Annotated in this window: 12 protein-coding genes; 5 read left to right on the top strand and 7 right to left on the bottom strand. The window is 37.5% G+C overall.

The features are described from left to right. The first annotated feature begins 78 nt into the window (after positions 1 to 78). Complete coding sequence (locus ACUNWD_RS01275) at positions 79 to 1,380, top strand: cryptochrome/photolyase family protein (RefSeq protein WP_445585948.1); 1,302 nt, start codon at positions 79 to 81, stop codon at positions 1,378 to 1,380. Between the two features lie 24 nt (positions 1,381 to 1,404). Here the strand turns inward: ACUNWD_RS01275 and ACUNWD_RS01270 are convergent, their stop codons facing one another. Then, positions 1,405 to 1,947, bottom strand: a complete 543-nt coding sequence (locus tag ACUNWD_RS01270) for a glutathione peroxidase (RefSeq protein ID WP_445585947.1) — start codon at positions 1,945 to 1,947, stop codon at positions 1,405 to 1,407. Positions 1,948 to 2,084: 137 nt separating this feature from the next. Between ACUNWD_RS01270 and ACUNWD_RS01265 the strand changes: the two genes are divergently transcribed. The 4 genes from ACUNWD_RS01265 to ACUNWD_RS01250 all read left to right on the top strand — a co-directional run bounded on the left by ACUNWD_RS01265 (position 2,085) and on the right by ACUNWD_RS01250 (position 6,733). Next, positions 2,085 to 3,188, top strand: a complete 1,104-nt coding sequence (locus ACUNWD_RS01265) for a DNA polymerase III subunit gamma/tau (protein WP_445585946.1) — start codon at positions 2,085 to 2,087, stop codon at positions 3,186 to 3,188. Positions 3,189 to 3,433: 245 nt separating this feature from the next. Then, complete coding sequence (locus ACUNWD_RS01260) at positions 3,434 to 3,826, top strand: hypothetical protein (protein ID WP_445585945.1); 393 nt, start codon at positions 3,434 to 3,436, stop codon at positions 3,824 to 3,826. 108 nt (positions 3,827 to 3,934) lie between these two features. Beyond that, a complete protein-coding gene (locus ACUNWD_RS01255) occupies positions 3,935 to 4,447 on the top strand; it encodes a ferritin (RefSeq protein ID WP_445585944.1) in 513 nt (170 codons plus the stop codon). A gap of 102 nt (positions 4,448 to 4,549) precedes the next feature. Next, positions 4,550 to 6,733, top strand: a complete 2,184-nt coding sequence (locus tag ACUNWD_RS01250; protein ID WP_445585943.1) for a RelA/SpoT family protein — start codon at positions 4,550 to 4,552, stop codon at positions 6,731 to 6,733. Between the two features lie 185 nt (positions 6,734 to 6,918). Here the strand turns inward: ACUNWD_RS01250 and ACUNWD_RS01245 are convergent, their stop codons facing one another. The 6 genes from ACUNWD_RS01245 to ACUNWD_RS01220 form a co-directional block, all read right to left on the bottom strand. Continuing rightward, positions 6,919 to 8,919 (bottom strand): beta-L-arabinofuranosidase domain-containing protein, encoded by a 2,001-nt coding sequence (locus ACUNWD_RS01245; protein WP_445585942.1) that lies wholly within the window; start codon positions 8,917 to 8,919, stop codon positions 6,919 to 6,921. Positions 8,920 to 8,923: 4 nt separating this feature from the next. Continuing rightward, positions 8,924 to 10,579: an MGH1-like glycoside hydrolase domain-containing protein gene (locus tag ACUNWD_RS01240; protein WP_445585941.1), complete on the bottom strand. Its 1,656-nt coding sequence runs from the start codon at positions 10,577 to 10,579 to the stop codon at positions 8,924 to 8,926. 32 nt (positions 10,580 to 10,611) lie between these two features. Further along, positions 10,612 to 12,207: a sulfatase family protein gene (locus ACUNWD_RS01235; RefSeq protein WP_445585940.1), complete on the bottom strand. Its 1,596-nt coding sequence runs from the start codon at positions 12,205 to 12,207 to the stop codon at positions 10,612 to 10,614. A gap of 179 nt (positions 12,208 to 12,386) precedes the next feature. Continuing rightward, complete coding sequence (locus ACUNWD_RS01230; protein WP_445585939.1) at positions 12,387 to 12,605, bottom strand: hypothetical protein; 219 nt, start codon at positions 12,603 to 12,605, stop codon at positions 12,387 to 12,389. Positions 12,606 to 12,631: 26 nt separating this feature from the next. Further along, entirely contained in the window at positions 12,632 to 14,107 is a 1,476-nt protein-coding gene (locus tag ACUNWD_RS01225; RefSeq protein WP_445585938.1) for a sulfatase family protein, read from the bottom strand. A gap of 67 nt (positions 14,108 to 14,174) precedes the next feature. Next, positions 14,175 to 15,794 (bottom strand): RagB/SusD family nutrient uptake outer membrane protein, encoded by a 1,620-nt coding sequence (locus tag ACUNWD_RS01220; protein WP_445585937.1) that lies wholly within the window; start codon positions 15,792 to 15,794, stop codon positions 14,175 to 14,177. Positions 15,795 to 15,802: the final 8 nt, after the last annotated feature.

Below are 15,802 nucleotides of genomic sequence, written 5' to 3'. Positions count from 1 at the left end.
AGCCAAACTGTGTATTTATTTGTTACATATTGTGAATCTTTCTAAATGGTATTTTACATCTTTTTCAAAACCTAATAAATGAAAGAAAAAATTAATATTATGTGGTTTCGTCGCGATCTTCGAATTGCTGATAACCACGCATTTTTCCGATCACTATCTTCTAAATATTCAGTATTGCCTATTTTTATATTTGATAGTCAAATTCTAAATGATTTGGACGATGACGATGCCAGATTGGGTTTTATTCTGGGTGAAGTAAACAAACTAAAAAAGGAATTTGAAGAGAATAACAGCACATTTTGGATTTATCATGGGAAACCACTGAACGCCTTCAAACGACTTTTAGTTGAATTTGATATCGATACTATATATGCAAATCGCGATTACGAGCCCTATGCATTAGAAAGAGACCAACGAATAGCAGAGTTTCTTGCCGAAGAAAAAGTAAAACTTGAAACGCTAAAAGATCAACTCATTTTTGATCAAAATGACATTTTAAAAAAAGATGGGAAGCCTTACACCGTTTTCACTCCATATAGCAGACGTTGGCTGGAAAAATTTCAAAACCTTAAGCTGGAAAACTATCCTTCTAAAGAATTATTAGTTAACCTTTTTAAATCTCCTCCATTAAAAACATACCACCTGCGGGATTTAGGATTTAGGCCTGGGAATTATCCAATTCCAAAAAATAAAATATCAAGAACAATCATTGAAGAATATGAAGAAAAAAGGGATTTCCCAGGCATCGATGCGACTTCGAGATTGGGGATTCACCTACGGTTTGGTGCAATCAGCATTCGGAAGTTAACCAAACAAGCTTCCAAATACTCATCCATATTTCTAAATGAATTGATTTGGCGGAACTTTTACATGGACATTTTATGGCATTTCCCCCATGTAGAAAAAGAATCTTTCAAAAAGGAATATGACAGAATTCCATGGATTAATTCGGAGAAAGATTTTCAAAAATGGTGCGATGGAAATACTGGCTATCCTTTGGTTGATGCAGGCATGCGACAACTAAATCAGACAGGTTTTATGCACAATCGTGTACGAATGGTAACTGCAAGTTTTTTATGCAAACACCTACTGATAGATTGGCGGTGGGGTGAAGCTTATTTTGCAGAGAAACTTCTGGATTATGAATTAGCATCCAACAACGGAGGTTGGCAGTGGGCTGCCGGTTCAGGTTGCGATGCAGCACCCTATTTTCGAATTTTCAATCCGACTCTGCAAGCACAAAAGTTTGATCCAGAGTTTAAATACATAAAAAAGTGGATTCCTGAATTTGGAACAGATAAGTATCCCAAACCAATAGTCGAACATAAATTTGCAAGAGAAAGGGCAATTAAAACCTATAAAATAGCACTTGAAAGATAAAAGAAATGCAATCCTATTTTTCAGCTATGAATCACTTTTAATCCAGTTCAATATTTTCTCATCATACGGTTGAGTTTTTGGACTAACAAAATCTACTAAATGTCCATTCTCATCAATCATGTATTTTTGAAAATTCCATTTTACTTCAGAATCAAGTACACCATTATTTTTCTTTTCAGTAAGCCATTGATAAACAGGAGACATATCCTCTCCTTTTACTGAAATTTTTGACATCATTGGGAATGTCACACCGTAGTTTCTTTCACAAAATTCGGCAATCTCATCATTTGTTCCCGGCTCTTGTTTTCCAAAATTATTCGCTGGAAAACCAATAATTACAAAGTCATCTCCCCCGTATTCATTATACAATTTTTGTAGGCCTTCATATTGAGGTGTATTGCCGCATTTTGAGGCCGTATTTACGACCAAAACTTTTTTACCTTTTAATGTAGAGAGATCAAAATCTCCCCCTTCTATATCTTTCACGACAAAATCATGAAAACTTTTTTGTCCGAAACCAATAGTTACTGATAAAATCAATGAGAATAAAAACACAATTTTTTTCATGGCTAATTCAATTAATATAACGATATAAAAAACAGTAGGAAAGACAATTTGTTCAGCTCAAAACAACCATGATGTTAATAAGTTCATCCACCGGATCTGCACAAAATGTTTATCTTTGATTTTCATTTAAAAGGGTTATGGAGAATTTTATAGTTTCTGCCAGAAAATACAGACCAGACACTTTTCAAACTGTGGTTGGACAGGCTTCAATCACTTCTACGTTGAAAAATGCAATTAAAAACAGGCAACTAGCTCATGCTTACCTGTTTTGTGGACCGCGGGGAGTTGGTAAAACTACCTGTGCACGTATTTTTGCAAAAACAATTAATTGTCAAAACCTTACTGCTGAAGTTGAGCCATGCAACGAATGTGAATCGTGTCAGGCATTTAATAGCAATCGTTCATACAACATTCATGAACTGGATGCTGCCTCAAACAATTCTGTCGACGATATAAGAAATCTTACGGACCAGGTTCGCATTCCACCGCAAATAGGACACTATAGCATCTATATTATTGATGAGGTTCACATGTTGTCTCAAGCGGCATTCAATGCATTTCTGAAAACATTGGAAGAACCTCCAAAACATGCTATTTTCATTTTGGCAACCACTGAAAAGCACAAAATTATCCCAACCATTTTATCCCGCTGTCAAATCTTCGATTTTAATCGGATTAAAGTTTCAGACATTGCAGGACACCTGGGGTATGTTGCGAAAAGTGAAGCAGTTGAAATTGAATCTGAGGCATTAAACGTAGTTGCCCAAAAAGCTGATGGTGCCATGCGTGATGCGCTTTCAATCTTTGACCAGATTGTTAGTTTTTCAGGAAAAAGCATCACTTATAAAGATGTTATTTCCAACCTGAATGTGTTGGATTACGATTACTATTTCAGATTAATTGATCTATTTCTGAAAAATGATATCCCCGGATCATTAATGCTTTTCAATGAAATTTTGGATCACGGATTTGACGGTCATCATTTCATTTCAGGATTGAGCACTCATATTCGTGATTTATTGGTTTGTAAAGATCCAATTACCGTTCAACTGCTTGAAGTTGGCGGCGAAATCAAAGAAAAATATAAGACACAGGCTGTAGCATGTGAACAGGAATTCCTTTTTGGAGCACTCGGAATTAGCAACGAATGCGATATGCAGTACAAAGCGAGCCAAAATAAACGCTTGCTAATTGAGCTAAACCTGATTAAAATGGCACAGCTCACATTAAAAAAAAAATAGCTGACGACAACAAATCAGATGAATTAGCTCCTCTGTTTAAAGGTGACTCAAAAACTCAACCACAAGAAAAACAGTCACCCCCTAAAAAAGAAAATACCAGTCAGGAAGTTTCTCAAAACTCTCCCCCAAATAAACCTATTGTTAAGAGGGTTATTCGCAAAACAGGAAGTGGATTCACTCCTTCCATAAAAGATGCTATCTCTGGTAAACTGCAGGACAAACAAGAAGAAAGTCCGAAAGAGAAAATGAAGCTTTATACTACAGAACAGCTTCATGAGCCATTTACCAAAGAGCAATTTGAAGCCAAGTGGAAAGAGTATCTCACCAAGTTGGATGAACGCCCTGCACTAAAAGCAACGTTGTCTAACATTCCGGAAATCTTCAATGAAACGAAGTTAAAACTAAAAATCAGCAACTTCATTCAGAATGAAGATATTACCTCAATAAAACCCGATTTGGTAGCCTGGCTAAGAAAACAACTTCGCAACACTGATATTGAATTATTCACTAAAATAGAAGCAAATGATCAGCCAAATAAAGTAGCTTTAACAGACACAGACAAACTCAATGAAATGATCAAGAAAAATCCGAATCTTGCTCTGCTAAAGCAAAAATTCAATCTTGATTACGGGGAGTAATTGAACGGAATAAGTAAATACTTTGTTAAGAAAAAAGAATCGACCAAATAAAATTCGAATGTAAATAATCTATTTCGTATTTTTAACCAAACTTAAAAATCGACAGTTATGCTAAAAAATAATGTATTAATAGCTCTCAACGAACAAATAAATGCTGAAATGCACTCAGCATATCTATACCTTTCAATGTCTGCTTATTTTGAAGATATGGGATTAGGTGGTTTTGCAAACTGGATGAAAGTTCAATATAAAGAAGAACTATCTCATGCGCTAAAAATATTTGATTTTGTAAATGAACGCAACGGACGTGTTACTTTGAAACCGATTGATGGTGTTCCAACTGATTTTGACGGAATCATTGATGTATTTGAAAAAACCCTTGAACACGAGCAGAAAGTTACCGGATTAATTGATAATTTGATGGACATTGCAGTGAAAGCAAGCGACCATGCTACTCAAAGCTTTTTGAGATGGTTCGTTGATGAGCAAGTTGAAGAAGAAGCAAATGTAAATGAGCTTCTTGACAATTTGAAACTGATCAATGGCCAAGGCAATGGCGTCTTTTTGCTCAATCGTGAATTACAACAACGTACATTCGTTGACGAAACAACGGCAGTATAAAGATCATACTATGACTATATTTGATAAAAAGGCTGCCCGTATTAGGTAGCCTTTTTTTATTTTAGCAAACTGGTTCTTTTAGATCCCCAATAAACATTTCCGATGAACGAGATGATAGAGAAAGCATGGTTGTCTTTAAAAGAAGCCTGCGAGCCCAATTTAAATAAGAAAGATTTCGAAGAAGTAGCAGATGCATTTGAATTTGCCTATCAGGTACTTGGCGAACAAACCTGGCCAAATGGCGAGCTTATTCTAGTGCATTCCATTGAAGTTGCCGAAGTAGTTGCACGTGAAATCAGCCTCGGATCTGACTCCATCATTTCGGGAATATTACACAATGTTACCTATGAACAAGTAGAGAAACGTGCCAGCCTTGAAACTATTGAAGAAAAATTTGGTCCATCAGTTGCTGGTATTCTTTCGGGTATGGCAAAAATTAATGCGCTGGGAACCGACACCGTTGATCTTCATTCAGAGAATTACCGCAAATTAATGTTGGCACTGGCTGGTGACGTTCGTGTAATTCTGGTCAAAATTTCGGATCGGCTGCATGTAATGCGTCATTTGGATAATCAGAAACCTGAAGTACAGAAGAAAATTTCGGTGGAAACATCTCACCTTTATGCTCCTCTTGCACACCGTTTAGGTTTGTACAATGTAAATTCGGAGTTATTGGATTTAAGTTTGAAATATCTAACACCGGATGCCTATCTGCATGTTAGCGAACGACTAGCAGAAACGGAAACAGAACGAAAAAACTTCGTAGCAGAATTTGTTAAACCAATTGAAAATAAGCTTCGTAGTCGTGGTTTCGAGTTTGAAATGAAGGCACGCACAAAATCCATCAATTCCATTTGGAATAAGATGAAAAATAAGAAAGTAAGTTTTGATGAAGTTTATGATCTGTTTGCCATCCGTGTAATTTTAAAATCAACGCCTGAGTTGGAAAAGTCCGATTGCTGGCAGGTTTATTCCATTGTTACCGATGAGTACCAATCAAATCCGGAACGAATGAGAGATTGGATTACCGTACCAAAATCAAATGGATATGAAAGCTTGCATGCCACCGTTTTAGGGCCACATAAAAAATGGGTTGAGATACAAATTCGAACAAAAAGGATGGATGAAATTGCCGAGAAAGGCCTTGCCGCTCACTGGAAATATAAAGGAGGCACCGGTGGTTCCGAAATGGAAAAATGGCTTCTTCACGTGCGAGAAATATTGGAAAATCCAGAACTTAATGTGGTTGACTTTATTGATGATTTTAGCACCAACATTTATAGTGACGAGATCTTTGTGTTTACACCAAAGGGTGATTTAAAAAGATTACCAGCTGGGGCTACCTTGCTTGATTTTGCTTATGAAATCCACTCGGAAGTCGGAGATCATTGTGTGGGAGGAATGTTAGATGGAAGAAAGATAACGCTACGCCACAAACTAAAGAACGGTGATCTTATTTCGGTGGACACCTTTAATAATCAAAAGCCAAAACTCGACTGGCTCGATTTTGTGGTTACCACCAAAGCAAAGAACCGCATAAAAGCAAGCGTTAACGAAGAGCGTAAAAAAGAAGCTGAGAATGGTAAAGAAATCCTAACCAGAAAATTAAAAAACTGGAAGATTGAATATAGCGATGAAAGCATCAGAACTTTGCTGAAACATTTCAATTTTAAGCTAGCTCAAGACTTGTATTACAGTATTTCTGTTGGCAAAATCGATCCTCTGACTATTAAGGAAGTTCTTATTGAAAAAACTCATGAAGAAACTGCTCGTCAGAAACTGGAAGAAATAATTCCTGTTGACCAAATAAAAGAATACGAATTTACAGGAGGAGATGACTATCTGGTTATTGACAACAATATCAAAAACGTAAATCACAAACTTGCTCCCTGTTGTAACCCGATTTTTGGAGATGAAGTTTTCGGTTTTGTAACAATAAATGATGGCATTAAAATACATAGGATTAATTGTCCGAATGCCAAACAAATGACAGAACGTTATCCCTACCGGGTGATTCCTGCAAAATGGCGAGACTCCAAGAAAAAATCATCATTCCAGGCAACCATTAAGTTGTCCGGAACCGATGATATGGGAATTGTTGGTCAGATTTCCCATGTAATTGCCAAAGACGTCGGTGTTCAAATGCGTTCTATCAATATCGACTCGACAAATGGACTGTTTGAGGGCACCTTACGTATTTTTGTCAACAACCTTGAACATTTAGATTTTCTAATGAAAAAGCTTCAAAACATTAAAGGTGTGTCGAATGTTTCGAGGGCAGATTAATGAAAAATTGAATGCTTGAAAAGCTAACGGAAATATTACCAAGTTGATTTATCATTTCAATGAAAAATAAGCGTGTAATTTAAAGATCAATTAAACGACTGATTCTTAATATATATTATATAGAAGAGGTTGTCTTACTCTCGAATAAGACAACCTCTTCTATTAATTATTAAATATTAAATTCTTTATTCCAATACAGGAAATTCGGCAATCCTAAGAGTGGTGCAACCGTAGGGAATTAATTCCACTTCTTCAATACGCTCCATTGGTCGTTTAGGATGTCCAGGTGAAGGTATTTTCCCGGCTGAGCCACGCTCCATTTGCCAGAGAGGTACTCGCCTTGCTTTCATCTTTATAGAAATTGGAGCATTCTCCAGATTCCAAGGATTCAATTCCACTTTATCACTTACTTCCATCTGAAGTTTTCCTCCTTCAAGTTCACTTTTCAGAAGCGTATAATTCCATGGTGATTGGGGCAATACTTCCCAGAACGAATTGTCATATCCTTCTTTTTGAACCTCGCGCCATTCTTCCTTTATTTTCAAAGCAAACACCAATGGTCCGCGCTCAATTCCAACAGAATTTTCGTACCAGTTGCTATACCGAAATTCAGCATTCAAGCTTAATTCAACTTCATCACCACTTGACCATTCGCGATCAATAATAGCTACATTATTTTTAATTACCGGCCTAATTAGTTGCCCGTTTACACGAATTTCGGAACCATTGCTCCAAAGCGGTATTCTCAGGTGGAACGGAAATTTTAACTTGCTTGCTGTTTCAACCTTAAAATTCACCTTTTCCTTAAACGGATAATCCGTTGTTTCAATGATCGTCACATCCTTGCCATTAGCAACTTTGGCTGTAACCGATGAAGGTCCGTATACGAAAGCAGCCACCCCATTATCGTCAGTAGCATACCATAAATTTTGTACAAATTTTGGCCATCCCTGGTGCATATTAGTCAGGCAGCATGGATATCCGGAGGTTGTTCCAAAAACGATACGCCCATGACTATCGTTAAGAAAGTTACGTTCTTCGTCGGTAATCAAGACCTGATTCCCCTGCTGAAAATATTGTTTGCGCATATAATCATCAGTCGTTTGCGTAGGCAGTACATTGTATGCAACCTTTTCCAGGTAGTCTGCATAATATACATCACCGGTTACAGGGATGATGCTTTCAAAGCTAAACATCATCTCTACGGCAGAGCATAATTCAGATCCCTGTGTAGGATCGTTTCCATGCATGTGCTCGTCGCCACCGTACATTCCATTCACAAAACCATGGCAATCCTGAAGTGCAGACAAACCTTCTTTCACTGCATCAAGGTATTTCGTCTCGGGATGCTGCTGATAATATATAATCGGTGCTTTTAGCCCCTGTGCTACATTCACGCAATGCAGATCAGGGTAAGGATTCAATTTTCTGAGTACGTTTCCAGAGTAAATGGTTGTCCAATCAAATGTCTGCTTATGGATTGTTTCTGCTAGATCAAGCAGGAATTTTTCGTTGGTAATGTTATACAACCAATAAACGACCGCCAGATTATCAGCTCCACGCTGGCTACCCCAGTAAGTCCAGTTCCCCAGTGGATATTGTGGCAGGGTTTTGTGTTGATATTTAAAATAGTCAAGTAAGAGTCTTATCACCCTTTGGTCTTCTGTTGCTGTGTAGTATTGCTGAAGCACTTTCAGCATGACCATTTTTGGCCACCAGTCTTCCCTGTTTCCCTGTTGAGTACCTTTTATTTTCTTGTATCCTTTGGGCAACGGGTTCGGTCCAAAATAACCATCTTCACGCTGATTAGCAATACTCCATTCAATCCACCTCTGTGCTTTTGCCTTAAGTACAGGATCGTTTAACTGGTATGCCAGGGGAACCAATCCATCAATCCAGTAAGGGCCGCGTTCCCAACCATCACCAGTACCACCCAGCCATCCATTGTTGTCGCCGCAAACCACATTGTAAACACTATCTAAACTTCCGCTAAGCCCGTCACGCTGTAGCTCAAGCATTTTTAAAAGCATGCCTAGGGGTTTAATAGCTCCTAATGGGAGTGCCGTATATGGTTGAGCAATTAATGGTGCTTGGTTGGTGATATAATGTAAGTTTCGCTTCTCTTTTGAAAAGGCAGAACAACCAATAAAAAGAGAGATCGTGATGAATAAAAATAGTTTCTTCATAGTTTTAAATTTGAATCTTTAGTTTTCCTATTGTTGGTAAATTTTTCTTTAATTCGCCATCGACAAAAACAGAGAATCCTTCTCCTTTATGGTATTTAGTCCCATCCCTATCCCATATTATTGAAATTATTTTGTCATGGTACTTGACCTGATCAAGGCAAAACCAATCCCAATAATCAGCAGGTACTAATGGATATATGGTCAATGTGTCATCCATCGAAGGCCGAATACCTACTAAATCACTAATAACAAAGTCACAAAAAGCCGAATGATTATAATCTTTGCCGCGTTCTTTATATTCATACCCTCTTGCTTTTAACATCGTCCGGCTAATCCAGTCTCCCGTAAATGGATTAATATTTTCATCAATCCAGCAAACTTTTTTCCCTTTTTCATTTATCCTGCGATGGCTATTGGAGTAGGTTTGCAGAAGTTGCACAAAATCACTTTTTGAAATAATTGATTGATTGTAATTACGAAGAAGGTTAGCCAGTGCCTTGAGGGTTATTGACGTAGCAAACGGCCAACTTGGGCCATTCCACTGGCATTCATGACCTTCATAAATTACTTCAAATCCGGGATGAGACTGTTCTGTTGTAGTAGGGCCATAAGGAGCTTTAAACCCACTAGACGCAAATAGAAATTTCCAGGCAACTGAATGTTTATTTTCAGGGATGTTGAAATACCATGGGGTATAACCGTGAAGTTCCCGAACATCAACAAGTTTCATAGTATCTCCTGCATATTTTGTAAAAGTTCCCAGATATTGATTTTCCTTCAATTTTTCAAGCTCTTCCGATTTGAGCGGCATCGTCTTAAAAAATTCATCTTTACTATCCCAAAGAGTTGCTAACAGCAGCTTTGTTAATTTTTCAGCCTTTTCATTGTAGGTATTCATTAATTCTGTATTGCCTGCTGCTTTAGCAATTTGTGCTATAGCTTTAGCATCTCCAATCATATATGAATTTATAGTGGCCCTTTTTCCCGAACCACCAACAGATACCTCCATACCATCTCGATTGTCAACCTGCCAGAATAATCCATCCTCACACAAATTACTTTTTTCCCACTCCTCATAGTTTTCCACTAAATAGGGGAGTAAATCAATTACTAATTCGTTGTTTTGAATAATGGAGGTAAAAGCTAGAATTGAATTAGCAGCCCAAAAGCTGTATGAACGTGGACTTCCGCCACCCTTAAACCAAAAATTAGCATAGTCGTGCAAGAAGGTTGAATTGTGCAACCAACGCCCTTCATAAAAGTGATGTCCGGCTGGACAACAAATTGTATTATACTTTCCAGCCCAAGGAACATCTGGAAGAAATTCTGTAATGACAAATCCCGCTGGAGTATTTTTGATATGTTTTCGGAATGTCCACCAGCGGAAATAATAGGATTTCTCCAATTCTTTATCAGGGCATTGAAAATAGGGAATATTTTCTTTCAAAAATATTCCTGCCTGATCATTGGGAACATATTGCACATACAGTTCTTCATCCTCTTCATTAAATTGGTTGATGTAGTTGCTAAAATCATTCCAGCCAAGGATATTCCCTGAAATATTTTGCACAGTTTCTTTTTCAGAATTCTTCTTACAACCAGTAATAAAGCTGATAGAACCCAATAATAACACCTGGACAATAAAGATTATTCGAAACATTGCTTTATAAATATTACAAATTGTTGGTTATATTACTCATTTAACAATTGTTGTATTTCTTCCTGAATCTTCTTCTGCTGGGTTAATATACTTTTGTTGACATCGGTATAAGGAGCAGCATCGAAAATACAATTGTCATTAATAATACGAGGATCTCCGGTGGCATTCATTATTGAATCCATCATTTCTGAAAGTTCATTCTTTATTTCAGCATATTCATTAAATGCAGCCAGGTTCTTCATTTCAAATGGATCCTTCTTTAAGTCGTAAAGCTCTTCGTAAGGACGTAGTCCGAAAGCAAGTTCCCATTCAATCTTATATGCCGGGTTATCATGATTCAAAACAAACCAGTTTTTGGTCGGCCCCCCATCGATATCACGAAGCCCTTTCTCGAGAGGCCCAATAGGAAGGCGTTCTGGTTTAAAATTACGGATGTACAGAAAATCTTTGTTCTTAATAGCTCTTTGCGGATATGGTAGGTTATCTTCTCTGGCCGTCCCGACATGTCTTTCCCTACCGGTAAAAACCCACTTGTTTTGTGCGTTGATGCAACCGCTATCCGCTGATTCGAGAAGTGGAACCAGACTTTTGCCATTCATAACTTTTGGTATAGTAACACCTGCCATTTCAAGAAATGTCGGTGCTAAATCCATCAAATTAACAAAATCATCAACCACTCGTCCCCCTTCATATTTACCGGGGCTTGAAACAATTAATGCTACATGAGTTCCCAATTCATACAAATTGGTTTTTGCTCTTGGAAATCCTGGAATTCCATGATCACCACTGAGAACAATTATGGTATTATTCAGTTGCCCTGCTTCTTTTAATGCTTCAATAATTGCACCTACTCCGGCATCCCATGCCAGCACTTCTCCAAGATAATCGTTGAAGTCCTCCCGAATCTCGGGAACATCCGGCAAAAAATCAGGCATTCTTTCTTTCAACTTGTCGGGATTTAATCCCCACAATGCCTTACCCGAACCTTGCACCCAGGGACGATGCGTGTTGGTTGGTCCAAACCAATAACAAAAAGGTTGTCCTTCCTTTTTATCATTCAAGAAAGCAAGAAAATTCTGCTTTACCTCATTGAGTAGGTCCTGTTTCGCTTTCTCAATATTTTCGTGTTCACTTACATATTGCGAAAAATGATTGAAATTTTTGCCAGCAGGTTCATAGCGATATTTATCTCCTCCATAAGGTGCATTTACCGGGTTCCCCGGGCTCCATACTTTGAAAGCATAGCCAATATGATAACCATTATCTCTCAGAATCAAAGGATACGAAGGAATAGCATCGTCCCAAACGGCAGCGTGTAAAATAGCCCCTCTCCCGGTTTTATAAAAGTATTGTCCGGAAAGTAAAGAACTGCGACACGGAGTGCAGGAAGGAGCAGGAGCATGGGAGTTTGTGAATATGATTCCCTGCTCTGCTATTCGATCGATATTCGGGGTTTCGATGATCGCATTTATCGAATTCTCACCATCAATATTTTTGTAACAACTGGCATATTTCCCCCAGTCATCAGCAAAAAGAAAGAGGATGTTTGGTTTGTCTTCGCTTGATTTATGAGAACACGAATTTAGAAACATCACCAACAAAAAGAACCAAATTATATAATTTCTCATATATTGCTATTTAATATTAACAGATAAAGATTGAGGAGGCCAAAATCTCCTCAAGTTACGTTATTTTTTAGTAACCTTCGTTCTAATCCAATGTAGGATTGGAATCCATAATAAACTGAGGGATTGGATAAAGCTGTTGAAACTCTTTCAAATATGAATACCCTCTTTGATGAGCATACTCAACGATTTTTTTCTGTCTGATCATTGGGAACATATTGCACAAACAATTCTTCATCCTCATAAGTAAATCGATTGATGTAGTTGTTAAAATTATTCCAGGTGAGGATATTCCCTGAAATCTTTTGCACCGTTTCTTTTTCAGACCTCTCTATACAACCAATAAAAAAGCTGATAGAACCTAATAATAATACCTGAACAATAAAGATGATTTGATACATAGCCTTTATAAGTATTAATTTCAGAGTTACCTTCCAGGATTTGTCTCCCAATCATGTCTGCCGTAATATGGTAACTCATCCCATTTCACATCTTGATTTGTTTCCCTCGGATCATTTGTATATTGAAGGTAACTTGTAAGTTTTTGTGACAATTCATTTTTGATCTCCTGAAATTCAGTAAGTTCAGCAATGTTGTTCATTTGGAATGGATCTGCTAGGCAATTGTATAGCTCTTCTTTTGACCTCTTTCCAATTGAAAGGTCAAAATATTTGGAATATTCTGGATCATCCTTATGATTAATGATAAATGACTTTGAGGGGGATGCATCAATGTCTCCATAGCTTCCTTCATTAGTAACTATTGACGAATCACCTGCTGGCCAACGATCAGCATAGTAGTTTCGGACATACAGATAATTTTTTGTTCGGAGCATTCTGGAACCATACCCTACCCCTTCCTGCCTGCACCAGGCATGCCTCTCTTTTCCTGTTAAAATAAAATCCCTATTTGGATCAATTAATCCTGAATTATTAGACTCCAGTAGAGGAAGGAGACTTTTCCCAGTCATTTCTGCTGGAATACTAACTTTAGCAACTTTCAAAAATGTTGGGGCCAAATCGGTTAAGCTAACAAAGTCATCAACAACTCGGTTACTTGGAAAATGATTTTTCCAGCTTATTGCTAAAGGCATGCGTACTCCATAATCATATAATGTAGCTTTCGCCCTTGGAAATGGCATCCCATTATCACTGGTCACAACTATCAGTGTATTCTCCGTTTCATTTTGCTTTTCAATGGTAAATAAAATCTCACCAAACTCGTTGTCAAACCTTTGAATTTCATAATAGTAATCGGCAATATCAGATCGAACCTCTGGTACGTTTGGCATAAATTCCGGCACATTTATAATATCTGCGTTTATTCCAGAGCGTTCCCCGAATCCTTTTTCATAAGTCCTGTGTGGATCATAACTCCCATACCAAAAACACCAAGGAGTTCCTGGAGGAACAGAACTAATAAATTCGTCAAAATTCTCGTATGATTTGGGCCCCGCCGGATTGTGCGAACGGCCACTTTGTTCAACGCTGCCAGGGCCCCATCCTTTTTTCATGAATCCTACGTTATATCCAGATCTTTCAAGAATTTCAGTGTATGTTTTAAATTTTGAGGGTAAAGTTCCAAATAGTTGTGCGCCTTCCTCTAACCGCCAAATATCCTGTCCTGTAAGTATTCCTGCTCTTGACGGCGTGCATGATGGGGAAGCACAATAAGCATGATTAAAAAGAACACCATTTTTTGCAATTTTATCAAAGGCTGGTGTTTTTATTATTTTGTCACCATAAGCACCAGCATGACACCAGGATTGGTCATCAGAAATAGCAAGTAAAATATTTGGTCTGGTACCCTTATTAGCATCATTAGAACTAGAATGAGATGAACTTTCACACATTGCTAATAGCATACCTAATAATATAATTCCGCAGTAATTAATTATTTTCATAACTAGATTATTAAACCATAGGGCACTTTTAGTACCCTATGGCATTTTTAATAAATATGATTTAACACTATTGATAATCCGAATTCTGTATTAAGTTAGGATTTGCATCAATACTAATTTGCGGAAGTGGCAATACTATTTTATAATCACCACTTGGTTGGTGTGACAACCATGATTTTTTTGTATATGTGCCAAAACGAATCATATCTCTCCTTCGATAGGTTTCCGAAACGAACTCATAACCCAATTCGTCATAGAACCCTCCAAATTCAATTGGAGATGAATTTCCCGGGTCAATAATTTGATAATTTTCCACATAGCCCCAGTTGTATTTCGTATCTGCCAATAACTGATTAGCAGTTACTGTAGCTTTTTCAGGATTATCTTTAAATGCACGTTGTCTTATCTGGGTTACGATGGCAGCTGCAGCATTGCCCTGTCCAGTTCGAAGCAAACATTCAGCTTTCATCATCAGCACCTGTGCATAACGAAAAAAAGGAAAATCATTTTCTAAACCTTTATAGCCTTCCGGGATTTCATATTTCTGAATCCTGTACCCTTCATCCTCTCCCGTATATTCCCCGTTGGGTATTTCTTTTGTAAAATTAATCTGTTCTCCTTGTCTATCGTATGCACCAATAATTGGAGTAACACCATCAGACGCAAATTGAGGGCCTATCAGCCATGTATCATAAAGTCTCTGATCGTCAATATCATAAGTATCTACAAACTGAGGGATTGCTTTTGCTGTACCTGCACCGAATGGAGCTTGCTCCATGTTAAAGGTCAACTTACTTGCAGCATGCAGAGATATTTGAGGCAACCTCCACCCCCCCGAATAAATTACATCAAAGGGAATTGCAAAAATTATTTCTGTTGAACTTTGATTCTCAACTTTAAAAATGTCTTTGTAATTTTCTTCAAGAAAATATTTATTAGAGTTAATAATATCGTCGCATGCCTGTATACACTTTTCCCACTCTGGACTCCCACTATACACTTCGGCATTCAGATATATGTTTGCAAGTAAAGTTTTAGCAGCCCATTTATTCATCCTTCCATAGGTAGATGCATTGTTCTGTTCATCAAGATTTGGTATTGCTTCAGTTAATTCCGTAATCAAAAATTGATAAATATCTTCTCTTGAAGTTTTTTCTGGTAACTCTTGTGTTTCCTCTACTACTAGTGGAACATCCCCCCAATTGTCCGTTAATATCCAGTAATATAAGGCCCTAATTGCTCGAACTTCTGAAATGAGTGCTGTTTTACTCATTTCTGCTGGCAGAGGGATAACATCATTTTCGAGTTGCTCAATAATTCGATTACAGCTAAGAGCACCTGTATAAGATGAATTCCAAAGATTATTTGTTTGTCGTTGATCCGAAATAAATGAATGCCAATGGAGCCTTTTAAATTCACCCCCATTATCCCATCCAGAAGCATTGGCAGGCATCACAATCTCATCTGAAACAGCTTCTTGAATACACCAATAATTGAGCTGAGGAGCAGTAAAATAGTCTCTTAAACTGGTATATGAATTAGCCACAACACTCAGTGCCTCATCTTCTGTATAATTATAGCTAGTTTCAGTTATTGCGGAATATACATTTTCATCTAGACTATTTTCACATGAATTTGTAAAAATAATCATTACAGATGCAATTATTATTCTTGAAATAGTTCTCATCTTTCTTT

The sequence above is a fragment of the Sunxiuqinia sp. A32 genome, assembly GCF_052690465.1.
The sequence above is the reverse complement of the archived record's forward strand: the minus strand, read 5'-3'. Positions and strand labels throughout refer to the sequence as shown.